Origin of the sequence: Rhodococcus sp. USK10, assembly GCF_019378875.1 — a bacterium.
GTDB lineage: Bacteria > Actinomycetota > Actinomycetes > Mycobacteriales > Mycobacteriaceae > Rhodococcus_F > Rhodococcus_F pseudokoreensis.
In genome coordinates this window covers 3,277,601-3,301,823 of record NZ_CP076048.1, presented here as the reverse complement: position 1 = coordinate 3,301,823, position 24,223 = coordinate 3,277,601, and the positions used below count along the sequence as shown (strand labels likewise).

Annotated in this window: 17 protein-coding genes; 14 read left to right on the top strand and 3 right to left on the bottom strand. The window is 66.2% G+C overall.

The genetic code is table 11. The annotated features are described in order from the left end of the window. The first annotated feature begins 55 nt into the window (after positions 1-55). The 3 genes from I1A62_RS22215 (at position 56) to I1A62_RS22205 (ending at position 2,605) form a co-directional block, all read left to right on the top strand. Complete coding sequence (locus I1A62_RS22215; protein ID WP_219459816.1) at positions 56-1,207, top strand: acyl-CoA dehydrogenase family protein; 1,152 nt, start codon at positions 56-58, stop codon at positions 1,205-1,207. Further along, entirely contained in the window at positions 1,207-2,235 is a 1,029-nt protein-coding gene (locus I1A62_RS22210) for an acyl-CoA dehydrogenase family protein (protein WP_219459815.1), read from the top strand. The genes I1A62_RS22215 and I1A62_RS22210 overlap by 1 nt, the downstream gene beginning before the upstream one ends. 100 nt (positions 2,236-2,335) lie before the next feature. Beyond that, positions 2,336-2,605 carry a TetR family transcriptional regulator gene (locus I1A62_RS22205; protein ID WP_219459812.1) on the top strand — a complete coding sequence of 90 codons (270 nt, stop codon included), beginning with the start codon at positions 2,336-2,338 and terminating at the stop codon, positions 2,603-2,605. 918 nt (positions 2,606-3,523) lie between these two features. On the opposite strand, the gene I1A62_RS22200 is transcribed toward I1A62_RS22205, so the two are convergent. Next, entirely contained in the window at positions 3,524-5,203 is a 1,680-nt protein-coding gene (locus I1A62_RS22200; RefSeq protein ID WP_257890869.1) for a 4Fe-4S binding protein, read from the bottom strand. A 734-nt stretch (positions 5,204-5,937) separates the two neighbouring features. On the opposite strand from I1A62_RS22200, the gene I1A62_RS22195 reads away from it, so the two are divergent. The 4 genes from I1A62_RS22195 to I1A62_RS22180 all read left to right on the top strand — a co-directional run bounded on the left by I1A62_RS22195 (position 5,938) and on the right by I1A62_RS22180 (position 11,493). Next, positions 5,938-7,176: a cytochrome P450 gene (locus I1A62_RS22195; protein ID WP_219459809.1), complete on the top strand. Its 1,239-nt coding sequence runs from the start codon at positions 5,938-5,940 to the stop codon at positions 7,174-7,176. Positions 7,177-7,374: 198 nt separating this feature from the next. Beyond that, positions 7,375-8,796: an aldehyde dehydrogenase family protein gene (locus I1A62_RS22190; protein WP_257890868.1), complete on the top strand. Its 1,422-nt coding sequence runs from the start codon at positions 7,375-7,377 to the stop codon at positions 8,794-8,796. A gap of 53 nt (positions 8,797-8,849) precedes the next feature. Continuing rightward, positions 8,850-10,364 carry an MFS transporter gene (locus I1A62_RS22185; protein WP_219459807.1) on the top strand — a complete coding sequence of 505 codons (1,515 nt, stop codon included), beginning with the start codon at positions 8,850-8,852 and terminating at the stop codon, positions 10,362-10,364. A 37-nt stretch (positions 10,365-10,401) separates the two neighbouring features. Continuing rightward, on the top strand, positions 10,402-11,493 hold the full coding sequence (locus I1A62_RS22180) for a zinc-binding dehydrogenase (protein ID WP_219459805.1): 1,092 nt from the start codon (positions 10,402-10,404) through the stop codon (positions 11,491-11,493). Positions 11,494-11,514: 21 nt separating this feature from the next. Here the strand turns inward: I1A62_RS22180 and I1A62_RS22175 are convergent, their stop codons facing one another. Continuing rightward, positions 11,515-14,802 (bottom strand): protein kinase, encoded by a 3,288-nt coding sequence (locus I1A62_RS22175; protein WP_219459804.1) that lies wholly within the window; start codon positions 14,800-14,802, stop codon positions 11,515-11,517. Positions 14,803-14,940: 138 nt separating this feature from the next. Here I1A62_RS22175 and I1A62_RS22170 point away from each other — a divergent pair, with 138 nt between their 5' ends. Next, positions 14,941-15,651 carry a TetR/AcrR family transcriptional regulator gene (locus I1A62_RS22170; protein WP_257890867.1) on the top strand — a complete coding sequence of 237 codons (711 nt, stop codon included), beginning with the start codon at positions 14,941-14,943 and terminating at the stop codon, positions 15,649-15,651. An 87-nt stretch (positions 15,652-15,738) separates the two neighbouring features. On the opposite strand, the gene I1A62_RS22165 is transcribed toward I1A62_RS22170, so the two are convergent. Then, positions 15,739-17,235 (bottom strand): carotenoid oxygenase family protein, encoded by a 1,497-nt coding sequence (locus tag I1A62_RS22165; RefSeq protein WP_219459803.1) that lies wholly within the window; start codon positions 17,233-17,235, stop codon positions 15,739-15,741. Positions 17,236-17,587: 352 nt separating this feature from the next. Between I1A62_RS22165 and I1A62_RS22160 the strand changes: the two genes are divergently transcribed. The 6 genes from I1A62_RS22160 (at position 17,588) to I1A62_RS22135 (ending at position 24,210) form a co-directional block, all read left to right on the top strand. After that, positions 17,588-18,742, top strand: coding sequence for an acyl-CoA dehydrogenase family protein (locus tag I1A62_RS22160; RefSeq protein ID WP_219459802.1), 1,155 nt, complete (start codon positions 17,588-17,590; stop codon positions 18,740-18,742). Between the two features lie 276 nt (positions 18,743-19,018). Next, entirely contained in the window at positions 19,019-20,182 is a 1,164-nt protein-coding gene (locus I1A62_RS22155; RefSeq protein ID WP_219461326.1) for a CaiB/BaiF CoA-transferase family protein, read from the top strand. 18 nt (positions 20,183-20,200) lie between these two features. Then, positions 20,201-21,025 (top strand): SDR family NAD(P)-dependent oxidoreductase, encoded by an 825-nt coding sequence (locus I1A62_RS22150; protein WP_219459801.1) that lies wholly within the window; start codon positions 20,201-20,203, stop codon positions 21,023-21,025. Between the two features lie 60 nt (positions 21,026-21,085). Beyond that, positions 21,086-22,888 (top strand): long-chain fatty acid--CoA ligase, encoded by a 1,803-nt coding sequence (locus I1A62_RS22145; protein ID WP_219459800.1) that lies wholly within the window; start codon positions 21,086-21,088, stop codon positions 22,886-22,888. Between the two features lie 4 nt (positions 22,889-22,892). Further along, positions 22,893-23,414, top strand: coding sequence for a MaoC/PaaZ C-terminal domain-containing protein (locus I1A62_RS22140; RefSeq protein ID WP_219459799.1), 522 nt, complete (start codon positions 22,893-22,895; stop codon positions 23,412-23,414). 1 nt (position 23,415) lies between these two features. Beyond that, positions 23,416-24,210 (top strand): enoyl-CoA hydratase/isomerase family protein, encoded by a 795-nt coding sequence (locus tag I1A62_RS22135; protein WP_219459798.1) that lies wholly within the window; start codon positions 23,416-23,418, stop codon positions 24,208-24,210. Positions 24,211-24,223: the final 13 nt, after the last annotated feature.

Here is a 24,223-nt window from a genome sequence, read left to right as displayed (position 1 = left end):
CGATTCCCGCGGGCCACCGCCCGCGCCCACGCTTCCCGATCCCGAAAGCCTGCACATGAACACTTCTCGATTGGTTCCCCCGGTGTCGGACGATCCGCACGCCATGGACGAGTTACGCCGCGAAGTCCGCGACTTCATCGCCGAGTGCCTCGCCGACGGTCGCGTCCGCCGGCAGGTCGACTGCTGGCTGGCCGGGTGGGACGAGGACTTCACCCTGGCGCTCGCGGCCCGCGGCTGGCTCGGCATGACCGTGCCGAGCGAATACGGCGGGCACAGCCGCAGCCACCTGGAGCGATTCGTCGTCACCGAGGAACTGCTCGCGGCCGGCATGCCGGTGTCCGCGCACTGGATCGCCGATCGGCAGATCGTCCCCTCCTTGCTGAAGTACGGCACCGAGGTCCAGAAACACAGATTCCTGCCCGCCATTGCGAGCGGCGACTGCTACTTCGGAATCGGCATGAGCGAACCGGACTCCGGCTCCGACCTCGCCAGCGTCCGCACCAAGGCCACCCGCGTCGACGGGGGATGGTCCGTCACCGGAACGAAGGTGTGGACCTCGGGTGCGCACCGCGCGCACATGTTCATCTGCCTGGCACGAACCGCCCCGGTCGATCCTGCGCACCGGCACGACGGTCTCAGCCAGTTCATCGTCGACCTGCATTCTCCGGGCGTCGACGTCCGCCCGATCGTCTCGATGAACGGCGGGCACCACTTCAACGAGGTCATCCTCGACGACGTATTCGTTCCGGACGAGATGGTGTTCGGTACCATCGGCAACGGATGGCAGCAGGTCACCTCCGAGCTGAGTTTCGAACGCAGCGGACCGGAGCGCTTCCTGTCGACGTTTCCTCTGCTCGCGGAGTCCGCCGAACAGATGCGCCGTGAGGCGTTGCCCCGGCACACCGACGTGGGCCGGTATGTGGCGCGGATCGCCGGGTTGCACCAGATGTCGACAGCCGTGGCCGGAGCACTCGGACGGCACGAACCGGCGGATACCGCGGCGGCGGTCGTCAAGGTCCTGGGAACCTCCACCGAGGGTGATATCGCCGATTTCGCCGATCTGCTCACCGGCGACCCGTCCGCCGAGCAGGCGGAGTACGCGGCGATGCTCGAGAGCGCCGTCGTCCAACGTCCGGGATTCACGCTCCGTGGCGGCACCAACGAAGTTCTGCGCGGCGTGATCGCACGAGGATTGGGGATGCGCTGATGACCACCGCAACGACGATCGACACAGATCTCGTCGACATGATGTCCGCGGTCTTCGCGCGGCACCGGCAGCAACACGAACCGGCGATCGGCGCGGCCCGCTGGGACACCACGCTCTGGGCGCAGCTCGACGAACTGGGCCTGGTCCGCCTCACCGGCTCCGAGGCCACGGGCGGGAGTGGCGGAAGCTGGCTCGAGGCGGCCGAACTGATCCAGGCCGCGGTCTGCAACGGTGTCCGGGTGCCCGTCGCCGAACACGACCTCCTCGCCGGGTGGCTCCTCGAGACGGCCGGTATGCCGGTCGGCACATCGCGGCGCACAGTGGCCGTGCTGGGCGCCTACGGTGCCGCGTCGGGTGTGCCGTGGGCACGCGAGGCCGAGCGGATCGTCACCGTGTGGCACGACGGAAACACCTACCGCGTAGCCGATCTCGCGACGGGCGTCTTCGAGATCACCGAGGGTGTCAACCTGGCCGAGGAGCCACGTGACACCGTGCGCATCGACCTGGAAGCGCTGTCCGGCGTCGCCGTCGACGAGTCGGTCGTTCGGCAGTTCTTCCTGCGTGGTGCGCTGATCCGGGCTCTGCAGACGTGCGCTGCACTCGACCGGATCGTCGAGCTGTCGGTGGCCCACGCGGGTGAACGGTCGCAGTTCGGTCGTCCACTCGCCAAGTTCCAGGCGGTGCAGAACCTGGTGGCCGATATCGCGGCGGAGGCTGCGCTGGCCCGGGCGGCCACCGAGGCCGCGCTCGCCGCGGCGGTGCGCACCCAGTGGGCGGCAACAGGTCTCGAGTTCTCCATTGCGGTCGCCCGGTCGTGTGCCGGGCACGCCGCGTCGGTCGTCGTGCGCAACGCCCATCAGGTGCACGGAGCGATCGGCACGACCCGCGAGCACCGGCTTCACGAGTTCACCAAGCCGGCACTGGCCTGGCGGTCGGAGTTCGGGTCCGTTCACTACTGGGACGACAAGCTGACCGACGCTGCGCTCGCCGCCGGCCGCGACGGCCTGTGGGGTCTCGTCACCGGCTAGAGGAGTCCCAGCCCGCGTGCGGTACAGACGGGTCGACCCGACGTTGCCCCCACGTTTTCCGATCACCGGACCTGGAAACGATCGTCTTCGTCGTCCTGCGGTGACCCTGCCGTTCTTCGGGCGGAGTTTTGATGGCGTCGGGGTCGGTGCGATCGCCGCCGCTGCGGGTATCACCGGTTCTGCTGTCTACCGCCATTTCTCCACTAAGGACGAGGTCCTCGCCGCGCTCGTCGATCGCCTCCTCGATGCTCTGCTGATTCGGATCGGCGAACCGATTGATTCCCCCACAGGCGGATTTCGAAGGCCTCATCGCCGCACATGTGGAATTCTCGATCGACAATCCCGAGCACACAACCAACTGGAACCGTGAGCAGGCGACGTTGTCGCAGGTGTACCGCGCAAACATCACGAGGCGTTAGCGCAGGTACATCGATCGTTGGATCCGCGCGCTTGATGCCAACTATCCCGGCCATGCGCGAGAAGAACTCGCGGCGGCAGTTCGCGCAGTGCATGGCCTGATCTCGTCGGACAGTCCCGTCCCGAGGGAACCACTCGTCCTTCGGGCATCTCGGGCGTGCTCCAGCGAATGGCCAAGGGGGCATTGTCGGGTTTGGAATCGCGCGGACGAATTTGAATAACTTCGTAGTCAACACGTCTTCGGTGCGGACTGCCTGGCCCGCGCTGACAGCAAGCCGGCTCAACCGGTGCTTTGTGCACCAGTCCGCGACCAGCGCCCACGCGGCGCACGGCGTACAGGGCTGAGACGGCATACGCGATTGCGAGCGAACCCCGCGCTCGCGCCCGCGACCGTTCGCGGGGCCGGGACGACGACGATCCAGACCTGTAGACCTCAGGGTGCGCCGGGGCGATGGCACCGACAGCTGGCGAACATGACTCACCGGCATCAATAGACCGAAACCAGCTGCACCGCAACCGCATCGCCTGCTCGAATCCGGGGCTGGATGGTGGGTCGATCTACGACACGGCTGGCGTTTCAGTCCTCACCTATAGCGCGCCCGGGTGGGGACGTCTCCATCAGCGCGGAGCTCTTGTGATTGAAGTGACTCATGATGCATGAGTTTTCTTCGCAGTTTGGTGCCGGTTGCATTGTGGAAGATCGCTCAGCCGCGGAGTACGCGGTTCGCCCCCGGCCCCAATGCGGCGGTAGCCCACGGGTCGGCGGCGGCAGAGGCCGCCGGGCGCAGCTGCTGGTGAGGGCGAAAATCGTGTTCGAACACGCGTCGACACCGGTGAAGGGACGACCGGAACACATCGACCATCGGTGCCGTCAGGCTGGGGGCATCGAGGCCCGCAGCAGGTCGGCAGTGGTGACGAACTTGGTGCGCGACCGGCCGTCGGTCCGGCCCGCGGCGCGTTCGCGCTCGTCGATCCGCTGCCAGCCCTCATAGTCGACATACTGCGGAGCGCGTTCCGCGACGAGTGCGGCAAGTTTCTCTCGCCCGCCGACCGGCGGCACGAGACGGCCCGCGACGAAGTCCTCGATCAGGCCGTCCACGGTCTGTTCCGAACACAGTCGGTTCGTGCCGATCACGCCGCTCGGACCGCGCTTGATCCAGCCGGCGGTGTACACCCCGGTTACGGGATTGCCGGTGGCGGGGTCGACTACACGGCCACCATCGTTGGGGATCGTGCCGCGGCGGTCGTCGAACGGCAGGTCGGGTATCGGTTTCCCCCGGTACCCGATAGAACGCAGGACGAGACCGGTTTCGAGAGTCTCCAGCACGCCGGTGCCCGACGCCACTGCCCGACCGTCCACTGTCGTGAGTGCGGTGCGTTCCAGGGTGATCGCCTCCACCTTCCCGTTCCCCGTGAGCTCGATCGGGGACGAGAGAAAGCGGAGCACGATACGTTTGTTGCCCGGTGTGACCGGCCGCTGCGCGTACTTCTCGAGTTGGCCTACTTTCCAGCGGATCCGGGGTTCGGTGTTCGGGTCGTCGTGCGACGCCTGCGTGGATGGATCGAGGGCGAGTTCGTTGTCTTCGACGACGATGTCGACGCCCTCGAGGTTGCCGAGGGCCATGAGTTCGGGTGTCGTGAAAGCGGCCTGCACCGCACCTCGTCGCCCAACGATGACAACCTCACGGATCGCGGAGCCGCGTAGCGCGGCCACGGCGTGTTCCGCAATCTCACTCCGGGCCAGGTCCTTGGGGTCGGTTACGAGGATCCGCGCGATATCGAGGGCGACATTGCCGTTGCCAATGATCACGGCACGCTCACCGGACAGGTCGAACACCCGGTCCGCATAGTCGGGATGACCGTTGTACCAGGCGACGAACTCGGTGGCTGCGTGGGAACCCGGCAGGTCCTCGCCCTCGATACCCGCGCGCCTGTCACCTGCGGCGCCGACGGCGTAGATGACGGCGTGGTGGTGGGCCAGCAACTCGGCATGGGTGAGATCGGTGCCGATCTCGACCCCGAAGTGGCATTCCGTGTTCTTGTGGCCGAGCGCGCGGCGAAACAGGTCGCCCACAGCCTTGGTGCTGGTGTGGTCCGGGGCGACGCCGCTGCGGACCAGCCCGTACGGGGTGGGGAGGCGGTCGAACATGCTCACCTCCACACGGGCGCGGGACGTCAGGTCGAGGGCCGCGTAGCAGGCAGAAGGGCCCGAGCCGACGATGGCGACTCGCAGAGTACCCAGATCTACGGGGGCGTTGACGTGGTCCCGGCCAGTCGGCCACTCCGGCCCGATGGGGTACCGCTCGTAGTACTCGGTGGCGAGCTGCTGGTACGGCTCCTGGTCCTCGGTGAGTTCGTGGTCGGCGTAGATGGCGTCGGTGGGGCACTCGTCGGCGCACGCACCGCAGTCGATACACGTGTCGGCGTCGACGTAAAGCATCTCGGTCGTCGCGAAGGGTGCCTCGTCCGGTGTCGGGTGGATGCAATTGACGGGGCAGACCGACACGCAAGACGCATCGTTGCAACACGATTGGGTGATCACGAAAGCCACGGCGGGACCTCTCTGGAACGGTGGGAGCGGTACCGCGTCGTGGTTGGACTGCCGACTGCGGTGTCGCGCTCTTCGATTGCCGCGATTGTGCCGTATTTTGATCCTCATTGTCTATATATTGTTCGGGGTCGGCTCCGGTCCGGTCGGAGTCTCGCGCCGGCCGTGTTCCGTCAGGGATCCGTCGACGCCTCCCCACCCGACGACACCACACCCGGATCGTGCGTACGACGGGCGTATGAAGTCATCTCGGGTCCGGCTCCGCCCTTCCTTGAAGGGCCGTAAAGACGGTGATGGGAGTTTATGTCGCGATCATTTGAAAGAAAGCTCATCCAGAAGATTTGCGACTGCCAGTCTTGCAATTATGAGGCCCGACTCGTTAGAGTGTGACGTATACGACCTCACCGGTGCGGATCTCGTATTTACCTACAAGACCTCCGGTATCAAGTGATAAGGAGCGGGTGAGAACGCAGACCGTCAACCAGAACTTCACGCGGGAGCCTTTCCACAGCCACCGCGGTCCCATCTGACCGTCGTACGACGTCGAGGACATCGCCCTCTGGTTGTCTTCCTCGTCTCGAACGACTCGAATATGATCACGGCTGAGCGCAGCAGTTCGATGCGGGCGCACACTCACTGAGAAATCTGGCTCCATTACGTTGATGACTGCTCGGCGGTCTCGGCGCACCGGGCCGGAACCCGTACCGCGCGGATCTTTCCAACCGAGAGGAACATCAATGACCGACATTCTGTCGTCCAAGGTCGGCGGCCTGCTGTCCGGCTTCGACCCCTGGGATCCTGCGCATGTCGACGATCCGATCGCCGTCTACACGATGATGCGCGAGACCGAACCGATGCACTGGAACACGAAGCGCGGGTTGTGGTTCGCGACGCGGTATGACGACGTCGCCCTGGTGCTGCGGGATCACGAGAACTTCTCGTCCGCCCAGTACAACATCGACAAGCCGCACATGACCGAGCGGCCGGTGGATGGCGAGCGGTACCAGGCGTTCAAGGGCCCGACGATGGTGACGACCGAGCCGCCCGAACATACACGTCTACGCAAGGGCTCGGCGCCCGCCTTCTCGACGCGCGGTCTCAAGCGGCTCAAGGATCGTGTGGAGGGCATCGCCGAACGACTGCTGAACCAGGTCGAAGGCAACGAGGGCATGGACGCCATCGCCGACTACGCCTACCCGCTGCCGGTCTACGCGATCGCTGAACTCCTGGGGGTGCCCCATGAGGACCAGGACGAGTTCTTGGCGCTGGCTCTGGCGGACAAGGGGAGCCCCGCGCACGACCCCAATGCGACCAAAGAGACGCTGGAGCGCACCGCTGCCCACGGGCGCCGCCTGCGCGATTTCGTCGAGGACGTGATCGAGAAGAAGAGGAAGCAGCCAGGCGAGGACCTCATCAGCTCCCTGTTGGTGTCACAGCAGGAGGACAACCTGACGCATGCCGAGATGATCGACACCATCCACCTCATGATGGAGGCGGGTCACATCACGACCGTGAACCTCATCGGTAACGGCCTCGATGTACTGCTTGACCGTCCCGAGGACATGGAGTGGCTCCGCAACGACCCCGACCTCGCGACTTCGGCTGTGCAAGAGTGCCTGCGCTATGTCGGCCCGGTACAGTTCACCGGGCGCACGGCGATCAAGGACACGGTGCTCGGTGGCCAGCTCATCAAGGCCGGCGAGGCCGTCATCCCGCTGATGCCGGCGGCGAACCGAGATCCGTTGCAGTTCGCGGATCCGGAGGAGTTCCGGATCGATCGCAAGCCCAACCGGCACCTGGGAGTCGGGATCGGCATCCATGTATGCATCGGTGCAGCACTCGCGCGACTGGAAACCGAGATCGCGTTCACCAAGCTGCTTTCACGCTTTCCGAACCTTCGGCGAGCGGGCGAGGCCGAGTGGAACACCAGCTTCGAGCTGCGTGGCCGGACGACACTTCCGGTCGCCTTCCGCTGAAATTAATTTGCGACAAGACGTCTTGTAATGATCTGGTTATCCGGATTAGAGTGAGGGACATCACGATGCGGCGGCCGGTCTCGGCAGCCTCACGGAATTACAGGTGAAGCGGACGACGATGCGTAAGTCCTGTTTTTCGCCGACAAGACGCAGCAATCGCAGGAATGTGAGATCACCTGCAGATGGAGGAGCCGGGTAATGGCTGAGCATTTCGCCGCTGAAATGGTCATCAACGGTAGGCGCGTGACGAGTGACTCCACCGTGGGTGTGCTCGATCCCGCGACCGAGGAAGTGTGGGCCGTCGTACCCGAGTGCTCCGATGCTCAGCTCGACGAGGCCTTCGCCGCTGCCGCGGAAGCTCAGCCCGCCTGGTCGCGGGACGAGGAGGCGAGAAGGAAGGGACTGCGTTCGGCCGCGGATGTCCTGCGCCGCAACGAGGACGAACTGTCCGAACTCCTCACCAGGGAACAGGGTAAGTCCCGCGCAGATTCACGGATGGAGATCCAGCTGTCGGCGATGTGGCTGGAACAGTTCGCCGACATGCCGGTGCCCGAGAGTTCGGTGCCGGACGACTGCGCGGGCTTCGCGGTCACCGCCGAGCGCCGGCCGCTGGGTGTGGTTGCGGCGATCACTCCGTGGAACTTCCCTGTGACACTTGCATGCTGGAAGCTCGGTCCCGCTCTCAGAACCGGCAACACGGTGGTGCTGAAGCCGTCGCCGTACACGCCCGTCTCCACGTTGAGATTCGGTGCCCTGATTGCCGAGGTGCTCCCGCTCGGCGTCGTCAACGTGGTCTCGGGCGGTGATTCGCTCGGCGCCCGCATGACCACACATCCGATTCCCGCGAAGGTGAGTTTCACCGGTTCGGTGGCGACGGGCAAGGCGGTGGCCCGATCGGCCGCGGACGATCTGAAGCGCATCACGCTCGAACTCGGCGGCAACGATCCGGCGATCCTGCTCGACGATGCCGACCCCGAAGCCATAGCCGAGAAGCTGTTCACGTTGAGCTTCGCCAACAACGGTCAGCTCTGCGGTTGTATCAAGCGAATCTATGTTCCCGCTGCGCATTTCGACCGCGTGGCAGAACTGCTGTCGGAACTCGCTCGTGGCGTGCGGGTCGGGCCCGGCATGGTCGACGGTACGGATCTCGGGCCGATCAACAATCGCCCCCAGTACGAGCGTGTGCTGGGTCTGCTCGAAGACGCTATTTCCCACGGAGCGAAAGCGATCGCCGGTGGCGAGCCGCCCGCCGGACCGGGCTACTTCCTGCCGCCCACGGTTCTGGTCGACGTTGCCCCGGACAGCCGGATCGTGCAGGAGGAACAGTTCGGACCCGTGCTTCCGCTCGTCCGCTACACCGACCTGGATGCCGTCATCGATGACGTGAACTCGTCGAAGTTCGGTCTCGGTGCATCGGTCTGGGGCCGCGATGTCGACCGAGCACGCGCGATCGGCCGCCGCCTCGAATCCGGCACGGTATTCGTCAATGCGCATTCGATCGCAGCACCGAACATTCCTGTCGGGGGCACCAAATGGAGCGGTCTGGGGATGGAGAACGGCCTCGAGGGTCTTCACGAGTACACGCAGCTGAAAGTGACATTCGAGTCGCAGGACTCCTGAGCCCGTCATCCATTAGGGCACTGTTTCTTGCTGAGAAGGGAACCGGAACAATCATGGACACCCCTGCCGACGAGAGGGTACCGGCGCCGCACGCCGCTGACGGGGTACCTGCTGCGAGTTGGACCCCACGTCTGATCATTTCGCTGATCTCGCTGTGCCTGCTCCTCGAAGTCACCGCGTCATCCAGCGCCATGACCGCGTTCGCCATCCCCGCCATTTCGCAGCACTTCCACACGGCGCAGGGCGCCTGGGCGGTGGCCGCCACCCTGCTCAGTGGTGCTGTCCTGTCGCCGCTGGTCGGCAAGCTGGCGGACATGTACGGCAAGCGCAGGCTGCTGCTGCTGGTCATGCTCGTGGCGACGGTGGGTTCCGTGGTCTCCGCGCTCGCGCCGTCCTACTTTCTGTTCGTGCTGGGACGCGTCCTGCAGGGGTTGATCGGGACCACGCTCTTCCTCGTCTATTCCCTGATCCGGGACGTGTTCCCGCGCAACAAGGTTGCCGTGGCGATGAGCCTGTCGATGGCCGGGCTGAGCATCTTCACCACCGCGTCGCCCTACCTGACCGCGTGGATCCTCGACCTCTGGGGCCTGCGCGCGATCTACTGGATGACCGCGTGTGCCCTCGTCGTCCTGGCCGGCTTCATCACGGCGAGTACCGCAGAGACGCGGGTGCGGGTGCGGTCGAGGCTGGACTTCGTCGGTGCCGCACTGCTCGGAATCGGGCTGGCCGGAGTCCTGATCGGGGTGACGTTCGGGCCGACGTGGGGCTGGACTGCGAAGGGAACGCTCGCGGGGTTCGTCATCGGGATCGTCGCGCTCACCGCCTGGGTGGTGTCGGCGAACAAATTCGCGGATCCGCTCGTCGATCTGCGACTGTTCCGCAAGCGCGCGGTCGCCTTGACCGCCGTGACCGCGAGCTGCGGGTACGCGTGCGCCCAGGCCCTCTTCGTGCTGCTGCCGATGGTGTGCATGACCCCGGCAGTGCTGGGTCTGGGATACGGCCTCGGGCTCGACGGGTTCGGGTTCGCCCCGGTACTCGCCGTCTACGGCTTCGCCAACATGGTCGGTGGCATCACCGTCGCGAAGCTGGTGAGCGGCATCCCCGCCCGCCGTTTGATGGGGGCAGGTCTGACGATCGCCGGTCTCGGTGCTCTTCTGATCACGTTGTCCCACCAGCAATTCGCCCTGCTGCTCCTGTTCAGCTTCATCGCGGGCTACGGCCAGGGCATCATTCTGGCCTCGGTGCCGAACCTGATCGTCGCCGCGGTACCCGCGGAGCAGCAGGCATCGATCGCCGGCCTCGTGAACGTCTTCACCCTGACCGGTGCCGCCGCACTGCCCGCCGTCGCGTACGCAGTCCTGAACTCCAACGTCGCGCTGGTCGCCGACGGCGAAGTCTTCTCGACGAGTACGGGCGTGACACTGGCGTTCCTCATGCCCACCGTGGCCGCCTTCGTCGGTGCGGCTCTCGCCGTGTTCGTGCCGTGGCGCCAGATGCAGCAATCACCGACACCGCCCGGTGTGGAGGAAGAGGGCACCGGCCGCGAGTTGGCGGACACCACGTTCTAGGACTCCGGGCCGACCCAACGAAACTGAGGAAGAAGACATGAAAGCATCAATCGTCGAGGAGCTCCGTCGCGGTTTCACGGTGCGCGACATCGAGATCGCTGCGCCGCTGGGCCGCGAAGTACTGGTCGACGTCAAGGCGTCCGGGCTGTGCCATTCGGACCACAGCATCGCGACGATGGGTCTCGGCTACGAGTTTCCCATCGTGCTCGGACACGAGTTGGCGGGCGTGGTCAGCGCGGTCGGCCCCGATGTCACGGACATCTGTGTCGGCGACCACGTGGTCGCCAGCCTTCTGCAGTTCTGTGGGACGTGCGTCAACTGCCTCTCCGGCAAGACCTATCGCTGCTTGCGCACCGAGGCGACCCTGCGGGGAGAGGGCGAACCGCCGCGGCTCGGCACCGAGGCAAAGCCGATCGCCCAGATGAACGGCCTCGGTGGATTCGCGCAGCAGGCGCTGGTTCACGAGAACCAGCTCGCGGTCGTGCCCGAGGAGATGCCGTTCGCGCCGGCCGCTCTGCTGGGGTGCGGCGTCTTGACCGGAGCCGGCGCCGTACTCCACACCGCCGACGTGCAGATCGGCGAAACCGTCGTCATCATCGGCGCGGGCGGCGTCGGCATGAACGGCGTGAGCGGCGCGAGGATCGCAGGGGCCGCCACGATCATCGTCGTCGACGTGCACGACGCCAAGCTGGAACGCGCACGCGCGTTCGGCGCTACCCACACCATCAACTCGGCCACGGTCGACCCGGTGGCCGAAGTCCTCAGGATCACCGGTCACGGCGCCGACTACGTGTTCGACTTCGTCGGCATCAGTTCCGTCACCCGGCAGGCACTGGAGATGCTGGCCAAGGGCGGAGGTCTGTACCTCGTCGGCCTGGGTGCCAACGACGCCCGCCTGGAGATCGACAACGTCACGATGCTGACGAAACAGATCCACGTCCACGGTGTCTGGATGGGGTCGTCGAACCTCAAGCGAGACATTCCGCTGTACGCCGCGCTCTACCTTCAGGGACGGATGAACCTCGACGACCTGGTGTCCAAGGAGATTTCGCTGCACGAAATCAACGAGGGCTACGAGGCGCTCGCGGATTCGTCCTCCGCTCGCCTGGTCATCACCGACCTGTCCTGATCGGCGACGGCCGCAAAGGCGTCACGGTGATGGTGCGGGTCGGTCTCCGTCGTGCGATTCCACCACCCACGCGGCGATCTGCGTGCGGGAAGTGAAGCCCAGTTTCGTCAGGATGTGCTCGACGTGGCCCTGGGCGGTGCGGGGCGAGATCACCAGACGGTTGGCGATCGCCTGGTTGGTGAGGCCTTCGGCGACGAGGTCGGCGACCTGTCGTTCCCGTTTGGTGAGTCTCACCGGCGAACCGGCGGGAGCGGGGGAGGCCGGCGGTTGCTCGTCGAGGGCGTACGCGACCGCCGCATCGAAATCCAGGTGCTGCCCGCTTCGGTAGGCCGCGGTGAATGCTCTGTCGCCGAGCGCCCGCCGCGTCTGCTGCTCGCACGTGTCGTGGTAGACGAGCATGTTCGAGTACATGACGGCGACGCTGTCCACCGACCGCCCCAATTCCTCGGCTGCGCCCATCAGAACCGTCGCCCGCGCCCAGTCGCGGCGTTCGCTGGCGACCCAGGCCAGAGCCTCGAGGCAGGACGCGGTGATGCGGGGGCTGTGCACTCGCCGCGTGATCTGCAGTGCCTGTTCGAGCAACTGCACGGCGCCGTCGGCATCGCCCCTGCGCCACTTGACAACTGCCATGGACCACAGCGAATACGACCGAAACATCGATTCGCCGCGCGCCTCGGTGGTCGCGAGCAACCGCTCGTGGCACTCGGTCGCGCGCTCCGTCTCACCGTGCAGTCCGTATGCGAGTGCCAGCGTGTACAGCGCACTCGTCCGCAAGGTGCGGTTCGCTTGCTTGTCGAACTCCGCGAGGGCGGCCTCGAGAACGGGGCACGCACTCGCGAGATCACCGCGGTACAGGGCGAGGGTGCCGTCGGCGTAGGTGATGAGAGCGAGAATCAGGGGGTCGCTGGTCTGCGCAGCAACCGCGCGTCCCTCCTCCATCGACGCGACAGCGGTCTCGAGGTCACCCTGAACTTCGGCGAGGACGATGCCGGCATACAGGGCCTTGATCCGTTCGAGGGTCGGCTGACCGTCGTGCTGGGTCAGCAGGCGGTCGAGCCAGCGCCGTCCCTCGTTGTAGAGACCCTGCGACGCCCAGAACAACAGGAGCGCAGCGGAAATGCGCAGTCCCGCGTCGGGGCTGTCGGACACGCTGAATTCGAGGGCCTCACGGAGGTTCGGTTGTTCCCGCTTCAGGCGGCTGATCCAGTCCAGCTGTCGGGCGCTGATCCACTCCGCCTCCGCCTCCAGCGCCAGCGCCTCGTACCAATCCCGGTGGCGGCGACGCAGAGCGAGGTCCTCGCCGGTCTGTTCGAGCTTCTCGTAGCCGTACTCGCGGAGGGTCTCGAGCATCCGGAACCGCACCACCGACCCGTGTTCCTCCCGGATCAGGATCGATTTGTCGGCCAGGGACGTCAGTGTGTCGAGCAGTTCGTCCGGGCCCAGGCCGGCGCCGCAGACCTGCTCCGCGGCATCGAGTTCGAAGCTGCCGGCGAAGACCGCCAGCCGTCCCCACACCAGTTGTTCACGGGCGGTGCACAGTTCGAAACTCCAGTCCACCGACAACCGCAGGGTCTGTTGCCGGGTCGGGGCGCCGCGGCTGCCGTGGGTCAGGAGTGTGTAGCGGTCGGTCAGTCGCTGCAGGATCTGTTCGGGTGACATCGCCCGCAACCGGGCGGCGGCCAGTTCGATCGGCAGCGGCAGCCCGTCGAGGCGGTGGCAGATCCCCGCCACCGCCGCCGCGTTGTCTTCGGTAAGCGCGAATCCGGGAACGGCGGCGGCGGCGCGTTCGGCGAACAGGGTCACGGCATCGTATTTGGGTAGACCGCGCAGGGAGAGCCTGCGGTCGGGATCCGGCACGGCCAGCGGCGGGACCCGCAGCACCGTCTCCCCGCCGATGCCGAGGGGTTCGCGGCTCGTGGCCAGAATCCGCAGTGCCGGGCACGCTCGCAACAGGGTGTCGGTCAGCTCCGCCACTGCGTCCACCAGGTGCTCGCAGTTGTCGAACACCAGCAGCAGTTCCCGTGCCGCCAGATGCTCCACGAGGACCTCGCGCAGCGGCCTCGCCGAATGGTCCCGCACGCCCACGGCGGCGGCCACCGCGTCGACCACCAGCGACTCTTCGCGCAGCTCGGCCAATTCGATCAGTCGCGCACCGTCGGCGTATTCGCGTTGCACAGTCGCCGCGACCCGCATCGCCAGCCGGGTCTTGCCGACACCCCCGATCCCGGTCAAGGTCACCAGCCGAGACCCGCCGAGCAGGTTCTTCGCCTCGGTGAGTTCGTGGCGGCGGCCCACGAAACTCGTCAGGTCCAGGGGCAGGTTCCCGGTCACGCCCCGCGGGGTGGGTGCCGTGGAGCGGTGCGGACTGCCCCGCACAGCTTGCCCGTCGTTTCCGTTCGCGGCCGGGTTCACGTGCAGCGCCATCTCGTCGACGCCGAAGTCGTGGCGAAGCTGGATCTGCCGCAGTTCCTCTCCGAAGTCTCCGGCGGTGGCCGGGCGCTCGTCCTGTGCGCCGGACATGGCGCGTCCGATCACGTCGGCCACGTCTTCGGGGATCCCGTGCTCACGCAGGTCGGGGACGGGTTGCGTGGTGATCCGCAGGAACTGCGCGACGACCTGTTCCCCGGTGCGGCGCTCGAACGCGGCGTGGCCGGTGAGGGCGCTGAACAGGGTGGCACCGAGGCCGTAGACGTCGGCGGCCGGGCTCGGTGGATCGCCTCGGAGGACTTCCGGTGCGGTGTACGCCGGCGACCCGGCCACAGTCCCGGTGGCGGTGTGGAAGCCGCCGGTGATGTGGGCGATGCCGAAGTCGGTCAGTGCGGGTTCGCCGTAATCGGTGAGCAGGATGTTCGCGGGTTTGACGTCGCGGTGCAGGATGCCGAGCCGGTGCGCCGTCTCCACGGCGCCGGCGATCTTCACGCCCAGGCGCAGCGCCTCGGTCAACGGCAGTGGCCCGCTGCGGCGGATGAGGGCGTCGAGGGAGTCCTGCGGGTGGTACGGCATCACGATGTAGGGAAGGCCGCCCGCGGTGGCCCCGACCTGCAGAATGTTGACGATGTTCGGGTGCCCGGTCAGCCTGCCCATCGCCCGCTGCTCGCGGAAGAATCGGGCCCGGTTCTCTTCGTCGATCTCGGTGGTGAGTACCTTGACCGCCACCGTGCGATCCAGGTCCGCCTGCGTGCAGCGGTAGACGACGCCGAAACCACCGCGCCCGATCTCCTGGGCGTCTGCAAATCCTGTGGCACTCAGCTCCGCGGTGACGGAGACAACCGGGTACCGCTGAGTCTCGAGCGGATCGTTTTCGCCCATCGGAACGCCACACTCAGTTCGTCACGCGGAAGTTCTCGCGTGCGAGCCCCGACGGCACGACCCCAGGAGATCCACCTTGCACTCACCTCTCGACGGCGTTCACTCAGGATATCGCTGTAGAGGCCGTTACCGGCGAACTTGCTCGGTGGAAACGATCGTTTTTGGTGCTTCGGCCGTATTCCGAAGCCAACATTCGAGGAAGAACGGTTGTGCGACGTTCACAGGTGGGGATTCGTTTCCAGCCTTCGGGCCCTTAGAATCCTGGGTATGTCCAGAGAAGATCAGATCCTCAGTGCGGCGACCCGACTGTTCTCCGAGCGGAGCTTCGACGGAGTCGGCGTCGATGCCATCGCCGCGGCTGCCGGCATCACCGGTTCGGCCGTCTACCGCCACTTCTCCAGTAAGGACGAGGTGCTCGCCGCGCTCTTCGACCGTCTCCTCGACGCGCTGCTGATCCGGATCGGCGAACCGATCGACTCTCCGGAAGCAGAACTGGAACGCCTGATTGCCGCGCACGTCGAATTCTCTATCGGCAATCCGGAACTCACCACGATCTGGAACCGTGAGCAGGCGACGCTGTCGCAGGTCTATCGCGCGAACATCATGCGGCGTCAGCGGATGTACATCGACCGCTGGATCGCAGCGCTCGACGCGAACTTTCCCGGCCATGCGAGGGAAGAACTCGCGGCGGCGGTTCGTGCGGTGCACGGCCTGATCTCGTCGGATACCTCCCGCAGGGAAGGGGCGAAGCGTCCGTCGGATATCGCCGGCATGCTGCATCACATGGCCCGAGCCGCCCTGACGGCGTTGGCCGGCGATCGCGCTGTCGACGCTGTGAGGGGTGCTTGAGGGGTTCTCGGCGGTGGCTGGCAGAGGTCCGGCCGCCGGATGCTGCGAGTGCATCACCGGCGGCCGGGACGAAGGCGCGCGCTCCGGTCAGCGGAAGTCCATCCAGTGTCCGTGCGGGGTCCAGCCCATCAGGAACGGGATCTCGATCCGCGCGACCGGACCCGTGGTGATGTCGTAGGTGTCGAAGATCAGATACTCGCCCCGGCCCTCGGCCCACCACGACACCGGCACGATGATGTAGCCGTCGCCCTCCGGAGACGTCGGGGTGCGCGGCGCGAACGTCGCCTCCAGCACCGCCGCGGCCTCGGTCGACCGGATCTGGTACACCTGCTCGGACAGCGTCTTCATGTTCGTCACGACCAGGCTGTTCATCGACATGCCGTTGCGCTTGATCACGCCACCGACCTGGAACCCGAAGGTGTAGGGCTTGCCGTAGAACCGCTCGTCGACCTTCGGCAACTCGGACGGGCGGTCGGAGAGCTGCTCGGTCTTCGCGGAGCCGGTCTCGAGGTCGATCGTCCAGCGTCCGAGGAAGCTGCGCGAGACCGAGAAGAACAGCGCCACGTCCTCGCCCTCCGCGAAGTCCTCCACGAACGGGAAGGGTGGGCGGTTGAAGATCGGCGCGTCCAGCGTGAGCAGGTTGCCGTCCACGTTGGCCGCCATCGTGTGCATGACGTACTCGGCGGGAATGTCCGTGCTGATCCACCGGACCTCACCCTGGAGGTCGTGGCGCGGGATCAGCCCGATGACGATCGGCAGTTCCCGGTCCCAGCCCCAGACGCCGAGATTCTGCTCGGTGATCTGCTTCTTGTCGGCGGTGAACGGCTGGAACGGCATCACGATCCACTCCGGGGTCAACCAGATATCATGCGCAACAGTGTTGTACGGCGCATCGTGCAGATCCCGCGACTCCACCGCCCCGTCGGGATGGACGATGTGAATCGTCACGTAGGGCGCCTCGTCCCGCCAGTTCCACCCGTACAGGGTGCCGGTGTCGTGGTCCCACTTGGGATGCGCGGTGAACGACGCATCACCGAAGGTGCACTTCTCGTGCAGACCCGGCGACAGCTTCGTCGACCAGGGGACGACGCCCGTCGTCTCCAGCGTGATCGGGTGCAGGGCGATCGGCGGTCCGCCCTGCTCACCGGACGCGAGGATCTGGCCGGCGAACGGGAAGACGTTGATGTTGTTGGTTCCCTGCGGAACACCGGTGGTGTACTGGTCGCGCTTGACGTCGCCGTAGGCGTGATCGCGCCAGTCCCCGAACCCGCCGTCGGTCCACTCGAACAGGGCCCGTCCCGCCTTCTCCTCGGCGAGGAACTTCGGGGTCCGGACCCACCGGTTACGGAAATCCGCCCGACCATTGTCGAAGACGAGACCCTGCACCATGCCGTCCATACTGATCAGCGGATTGTTCCCCTGCTTGGTCGGACGCCGCCACGTCGGGCCCGCTCGATAGAAACCACCCGCGAGCTCCTTGGGGACCTCCCCGTGCGTGACGATGCACTCCTCGACCGTCGCCTCGAAACGCATCGGCTGAAACGGCCCCCGCAACGAATTGCCCTTGGGAAGTGGGTAGCCCATATCTCTCGTCTCCCGGTGGTGAAAGTGAGCACCACGATGTCCCGTGGTGGACCACCAAAGTAACACGACCCACCAGCTTTAGTAAACGAACGTTCTCAACAGATTTCCAAGCTGTCGAAACACTCGTCGAGGCCCCCGGTGGTCCACGCTGATCTGCAATTTCTAGAGAATTATTCTGCGCTCGGGTCGGGTGTGAGTGGATCTGGTGTCGGTTCGGAACCGGTGCTACCGTCAATTGGTGAACGAACGTTCTCGGTCGCACGAAATTGGCTCGGCCCTTGCTGGCCCGGATTGGCGACCGTTTCGCGCTGGAGCGGAGAAGGGGAGACAAGTGGCGAACGATATGCCCGCAATGAGCCTGGTTCCGTCGGAGGACGAAGCTGCGCTTCGTCAGGTGGTAGCCGACGTGGCCAAGAAGTTCGACCATGACTACTTCATGGAGAAGACGCGCCAGGGACTGCCGGTCGACGAACTCTGGGACGAACTCGCCGCGCTCGGCTTCCTCGGAGTCAGCCTGCCGGAGGAGTACGGGGGCGGTGGCGGCGGCCTCTGGCAGCTGGCCATCGTCGCCGAGGAGTTGGCCGCGGCAGGATGCCCGCTCCAGTTGCTCGTCTACTCGCAGTCGATCGGTGGCAGCATCCTCGCCAAGCACGGCACGGACCAGCAGAAGGAGCGGTGGCTGCGGGGCCTCGCCACCGGAAAACTCAAGTTCTCGTTTGCGCTCACCGAGTCGGATGCGGGATCGAACTCGCAGGGGGTGTCCACGTCGGCCCGCGTCGTCGACGGCAAGTACGTGCTGTCGGGCACGAAGACGTTCATCTCCGGCGTCGAGGGTGCCGACGCGATTCTGGTCGTGGCCAGGACCGGGACGGACGAGAAGACCGGCAAGGGGCAACTGTCGCTCTTCATCGTCGACAGCGATGCGCCCGGGCTCAGCCGGCAACTGGTTCCGACTGCGCTGCAGGCGCCGGACAAGCAGTGGACGTTGTTCTTCGACGACGTGACGCTCGATGCCGACCGGCTGGTCGGCGAGCTGCACCGGGGATTCCGGGCCGTGTTCGACGGTCTCAATCCCGAGCGCGTGCTCGGTGCGGCGTTCTGCGTGGGAATCGGCCGCTACGCGCTGGACAAGGCGGCCCGGTACGTCAACGAGCGTGAGGTGTGGGGTGTGCCGATCGGCAAACATCAGGGCGTCGCGCACCCGCTGGCGGCGGCGAAGGTCGAGTTGGAGTCGGCCCGCTTGATGATGGAGAAGGCTGCCCGGCTCTACGACGCCGGATTGTCGGCGGCGGAGACCGCGAACATGGCGAAATACCTCGCCGGCGAGGCCGGCGTCCACTGTCTCGACAGTGCCATTCAGGTGCACGGAGGAAACGGCTTCGCGCTGGAGTACGGATTGACCGACATGTGGTGGCTGGCGCGTCTGATCCAGGTGGCTCCCGTGTCGCGGGAGATGGTCCTGAACTTCGTCGCCGAGCACTCGCTGGGACTCCCGAAGTCATACTGACAACGGAGTTTCCAAGCGATTGCGGCGATTGCACCCAGGTGCGGTTCCGGTGAAACAGATCACAGAAAGTGCTTGACCGCGAGATATGAGCAAAGTACTCTCAAAATTAATCCCGAACCCCCGACTCGCTTGGTCGAGAGGGTTCGACCTTTCTGCCGAAAGACATCTCGCGAGAACTGCCGACATTGCAGACACGGAGAATCCGTGCTTCCACCTGCTTTCGGTGCGCAAGGCCGCCCCCGATTCCCGGCTGTCGAAGACTGGAGTGACGTGAAGATGGACAACAGCGGAGTACGCCCACGAGGCCCTCTGGCGGGCCTGCGGGTGGTCGAGCTCGCCGGGATCGGCCCGGCGCCCTTCGGCGCGATGCTCCTGGCCGACCTGGGCGCCGAGGTCCTCCGGGTGCAGCGCCCGCGGAAGGCGAAGGCGGGGCCCGTCGACCCGCCGCCGCTCGACTTGATCGAGAGGAACAGAACCGTGTGGGAACTAGACCTCAAGGACCCGGCGGCCCGCGCCGACCTGATCGCGGTCATCGAGCAGGCCGACGCCGTGATCGAGGGCTTCCGGCCGGGAACCACGGAGCGTCTCGGCCTCGGTCCGGAAGAGATGCGGGAGCGCAACCCGAAGCTCGTGTACGGGCGGATGACGGGATGGGGTCAGGACGGTCCGCTCGCACAGACCGCGGGGCACGACATCAACTACATCGGTTTGACCGGAGCCCTCGACATGATCGGGGAGCCCGGGTCGGCCCCGCTTCCGCCGCTGAATTACGTGGGCGACTACGGCGGTGGCGGCATGCTCCTCGCCATGGGACTGCTTGCGGCCGTGTGGGAGGCATCCCGATCGGGAGTGGGTCAGGTCGTCGACGCGGCCATGGTGGACGGGGCGACCGTCCTGTCCACGCTCTACTTCAGCCTGAGTAACGCCGGGCGGTGGCGGGCCGAGCGTGGCAGCAACATGCTCGACGGCGGGGCACCGTTCTACCGCACGTACCAGACAGCCGACGGCAAGTACATGGCACTCGGCGCACTCGAACAGCCCTTCTACGAGGAGTTCGCCGCCCGGGCCGGTATCGAGAGCATGAGTGAGGCGGAGCGCCTCGACCCGGCGAACTGGAACGCGCTCGCCGCGAAACTGTCGGCGCTGTTCCTGACCCGGACCCGTCGGGAGTGGACGGAGCTGTTCCAGGACACGAACGCCTGCTGCACTCCCGTGCTGGGCCTCTCGGAGGCCGCAGAGCACGAGCACATCAACGCCCGGTCGACGATCCTCTCGGTTGCCGGTGTGGCGCAACCGGCGCCGGCGCCGCGGTTCAGCAAGACGCCGTCCGGCACGCCGTCGAGTCCGGCGCAGCACGGCGACTGGCGAGAACTGACCGCGTCGTGGGGTGCCCCGATCGGCAGCACGGACCGGCACGCGCCGCAGCCGGCCACCACCTGACCAGAAGGAGCCTCACACGTGGGAATTCTGAAGAACCAGGCAGTCGTGATCACCGGTGCGGGAGGGGGACTCGGCCGGAGCTATGCCCTCGCGGCGGCTACCGCGGGCGCGGCCGTGGTCGTCAACGACATCGACCGGGACGGGGCGCACGGCGTCGTCGCCGAGATCCGCGCGTCGGGGGGTAGGGCCGAACCGTACGTCGGATCGATCGCAAAGTGGGACGAGGCCGCGGCGCTCGTCGGGCATTGTGTCGAGTGCTTCGGCGCAATCGACGCGCTGGTCAACAACGCCGCCATCATGCACATGGGCGACGTGCTCGACGATACCGAAGCCGACTACCGCGCACTGGTCGAGACGAACCTACTGGGCTCGGCGTTCGTGGGGCTCCACGCCGCGCGGGCCATGGTCGGGTCGGGCGGCGGCCGGATCGTCAACGTCACCTCGACCGCACATCTCGGCCGATCCGGCACGAGCGCGTATGCGGCGACGAAGGGCGCGGTGTCGTCCCTCACGTACGGATGGGCCGTCGATCTGCAGAGCCACGGGATCAAGGTCAATGCGATCGCGCCGAGCGCACGGACCCCGATGCTGGAGGCCAATCCCATTGCAGGGATCGACTATTCGACACTTCCGTCGCCCGACGAGATCGCACCGCTGGCGGTCTACCTGATGAGCGACCGCGTCGCGTTCACCGGTCGAGTGCTGCGCCTCGAGAAGCGTGATCTCAAGGTGATGAACCTGCCCAGCTTCCCCGAGCGCGGTGTCGGTCGCGATACGTGGACAGCCGAGGACGTGGCCGCGGCACTCGAGGAGCACCTGGGTGAGCGCGCCACCGCGGTCTGATAATCCGCGCCTCTTCCATTTCGAGCCAACCGATTTCGGGGATTGCTGAAAGGACCAGCCATGACCATGCAGGCGGACCGGCCGAAGGCCCTCTACGCGAACACACTGCCCGAGGCATTTCAGCTCACGCTTCGGGAGCGTCCCGACGAGGTCGCGTTCCACGCGACCGACGAGATCCCCGCCATGACCTGGGCGCAATACGCGGAACAGGTGCGAACGGCCGCGGCGGTGCTGACGGGTCTGGGGTTGCGCCGCGGCGACACCATCGCGTTGCTCTTCACCTCGAGGCGAGAATTCCACTTCGTCGACTCGGCGGCCCTCCACCTGGGAATCACCAGCTTCTCGCTCTACAACAGTGCCTCGCTCGAGGCCATGCGCTTCGTGCTGAACAACTCCGGTACCCGCGTTGTGTTCACGGAGGCGGCGTTCGCCGGCCGCGCGGCCGAACTGAGTGCCTTCGTCGACAGGGTCGTCGTCATGTCCTCGGAGCCACACTCGCTGACCGACTGGGACACCCTGGCGGCCGAGACCGACGCCGACTTCGATCTGGAGACGGCCGCAGCCACCGTCTCGCCCGACGACGTCGCCACCCTGGTGTACACGGCCGGCACCACAGGCGATCCCAAGGGGGTTGAGCTGACCCACGCGAACATCACGTTCGCAATGCGGACCTTCGTCGAACGGATGGAGATCCCGCAGGGAGCCAACCAGCTGTCGTTCCTGCCGATGGCGCACGCGATGGCGAGAATGATGGACCACTACGTCGCGATGATGCTGGGATTCAGCGTCAGCATCTGCGCCGACCCGGCCCGGATTCTCGCCGACCTGAAGGACGTGCGGCCGAGTTTCTTCGCATCCACACCGCGAGTCTGGGAGAAGCTGCGCGCCGACATCGACACTGCGGTCGCGGGTGAGGTGGACGTGGAGCGCAGGGCCGAGATCACGCGCGTCATCGAGTTGGGGATCGAACGGGTCCGCGCGGAGCAGAAAGCGTTCGCGGCCGGCCTCGATTGCCCCGAATTCGACTTCACACCGGACGAAGCGGAATTGCTCCGGAATCTCAGACGGCAGGTCGGGCTCGATCGGATCTCGGCGTCGATCGTCGGCGGCGCGCCCGTGGACTCGGAGATGGTCGAGTTCTTCCACGCACTCGGTGTCCCGCTGGGTGAGGCCTTCGGCATGACCGAGTCGTCGGCGGTCTGCGCGGCCAACCCGCCCTCCCGGGTCCGGTTCGGCACGGTCGGCCCCGCGCTGGACGGCGTGACCGTCCGTCTCGCGCACGACGGCGAGGTTCTCGTCAAGGGGCCCAACGTGATGCGTGGCTACCGCGGCATGCCCGAACGCACTGCGGAGGCGATCGACCGGGACGGTTGGCTGCACACCGGAGATGTCGCACGGGTCGACGGCGACGGCTATCTCAGCATCGTCGACCGCAAGAAGGACATCATCATCAACTCGGCAGGCAAGAACATGTCGCCGACGCTGATCCAGAGTGCGCTCGCGCGGGCCACCAGTCTCGTCAATCACGTTGTGGTGGTGGGAGACCGGCGCCCGTACAACGTCGCGCTCCTGGTGCTCGACGCGAACGAGGTGCTTCGGTTCGCCCGGGCGAACGGCGTCGTGGCTGACGATGCGTCCGAACTACTGGACCACCCGACCGTCAAGGCGGAGCTGGACGACGCGGTGGAACGGGCGAATTCCGGCCTGTCCCGCCCCGAGCAGATCAAGAGTTACCGCGTCCTCGAGGGCGACTGGGTGCCGGGTCGGGACGAGCTCACGCCGACGATGAAGCTCAAGCGGGCCTCCATCATGAACAAGTACGCCGCGATCATCGACGAGATGTACGAGACGGCGAAACGCTGAGTCGATGCAGAGCTCAGGACGACGAATTGCGCGACCGACTGTCGCGGAGAGTTCGACGGTCTATGCCGACGACTTCGTAGCCGGGCAGCGTATCCCGCTGGGATGCCGGTTCGTCAGCGAAGAAGAGATCGTCGAGTTCGCGCGCAAGTGGGATCCGTTCCCATTCCATCTGGACCGCGATGCGGCGGCGAAGTCCGAGTTCGGTGGTCTGGTGGCCAGCGGGTTGCACGTGCTGGCCATCCTTCAGGTTCTCGAGTACGAGGCCGTGCTCCGTCGCACGGCGATGGTCGCGGGCCTCGGCTTCGACGAGATGAGGCTGCACGCTCCCGCGTACGCGGGGGACACGCTGACCGGCAGCATGGTGATCCGCAGGGTGCGCATGCGCGCCGACGGACGCGCTGTCGTCACGTGGCAGGGACTACTCGACCGAGGCGACGCACGGGTGCTGTCCATGGAAGGGGCCGCGATGATCCGGCAGCGGCCGACGTTCCCCGAAGTCCCGGACGACGCCGGAAGATCGGAGTGAAATGAGTATGAGCGTTATGGACGGTGTCTCCGACTCGATCGTGGTGGAACAGTCCGACGGGATCTGCGTCGTGCGCCTCAACCGGCCACGGGTGGGTAACGCCATCAGCGCTGAGATGTTCGAACGGCTCGGAGACGTGTTCGGGGAGATCGACGCCGACGACCGCATCCGCGTCGCCGTCCTGACAGGTACCGGCGATCGTGCATTCTGTGCGGGCGCCGACCTCGAGGAGTTCATCCCCACGCTGACCGGCGGCAACCTGGGCACCGTGATCCCCGATCCGAGCAAACGAATCTTCTCCGACGTCTACACGCCGATCATCGCCGCGGTCAACGGTGCCTGCATCGCGGGCGGCATGGAACTGTTGCTGGGAACGGATATTCGCCTTGCCGCCGAGCACGCGACGTTCGCGACTCCCGAGACACGGCTCGCGCTGGTCGGCGCGGGCGGCACCGTGTCGCGGCTCGCGCGCCAGGTGCCGTGGGCCGTCGCCATGGAGATGCTCCTGACGGGGGCTCCCATCGACGCCCACCGGGCGCGGGAGGTGGGACTGGTGAACCGTGTGGTTCCGGCTGCCGATCTGCTGGACGAGGCGTTGCGGCTCGCTGAGAGCATCTGCGCGGCAGGACCGTTGGCGACACGCGCGACGAAGGAGATCGTCGTCAAGGGGGCCGCGATGGAAAGGCCGTTCGGCATCGAGGCCGAACTCGCCGGGCAGGTCTTCGGCACCGAGGACGCGATCGAGGGACCGCGGTCGTTCGTCGAGCGGCGTGCTCCACGCTTCGAGGGGAGATAGGACTCTGCGCCTA

What these genes read in the sequence shown, in the direction of transcription:
- I1A62_RS22210 (WP_219459815.1), top strand. Translation starts at nt 1,207, where the DNA reads ATGACCACCGCAACGACGATCGACACAGATCTCGTCGACATGATGTCC.
- I1A62_RS22185 (WP_219459807.1), top strand. Translation starts at nt 8,850, where the DNA reads ATGGACACCCCTGCCGACGAGAGGGTACCGGCGCCGCACGCCGCTGAC.
- I1A62_RS22215 (WP_219459816.1), top strand. Translation starts at nt 56, where the DNA reads ATGAACACTTCTCGATTGGTTCCCCCGGTGTCGGACGATCCGCACGCC.
- I1A62_RS22175 (WP_219459804.1), bottom strand. Translation starts at nt 14,802, where the DNA reads ATGGGCGAAAACGATCCGCTCGAGACTCAGCGGTACCCGGTTGTCTCC.
- I1A62_RS22195 (WP_219459809.1), top strand. Translation starts at nt 5,938, where the DNA reads ATGACCGACATTCTGTCGTCCAAGGTCGGCGGCCTGCTGTCCGGCTTC.
- I1A62_RS22155 (WP_219461326.1), top strand. Translation starts at nt 19,019, where the DNA reads ATGGACAACAGCGGAGTACGCCCACGAGGCCCTCTGGCGGGCCTGCGG.
- I1A62_RS22160 (WP_219459802.1), top strand. Translation starts at nt 17,588, where the DNA reads ATGAGCCTGGTTCCGTCGGAGGACGAAGCTGCGCTTCGTCAGGTGGTA.
- I1A62_RS22190 (WP_257890868.1), top strand. Translation starts at nt 7,375, where the DNA reads ATGGCTGAGCATTTCGCCGCTGAAATGGTCATCAACGGTAGGCGCGTG.
- I1A62_RS22145 (WP_219459800.1), top strand. Translation starts at nt 21,086, where the DNA reads ATGACCATGCAGGCGGACCGGCCGAAGGCCCTCTACGCGAACACACTG.
- I1A62_RS22140 (WP_219459799.1), top strand. Translation starts at nt 22,893, where the DNA reads ATGCAGAGCTCAGGACGACGAATTGCGCGACCGACTGTCGCGGAGAGT.
- I1A62_RS22180 (WP_219459805.1), top strand. Translation starts at nt 10,402, where the DNA reads ATGAAAGCATCAATCGTCGAGGAGCTCCGTCGCGGTTTCACGGTGCGC.
- I1A62_RS22165 (WP_219459803.1), bottom strand. Translation starts at nt 17,235, where the DNA reads ATGGGCTACCCACTTCCCAAGGGCAATTCGTTGCGGGGGCCGTTTCAG.
- I1A62_RS22135 (WP_219459798.1), top strand. Translation starts at nt 23,416, where the DNA reads ATGAGTATGAGCGTTATGGACGGTGTCTCCGACTCGATCGTGGTGGAA.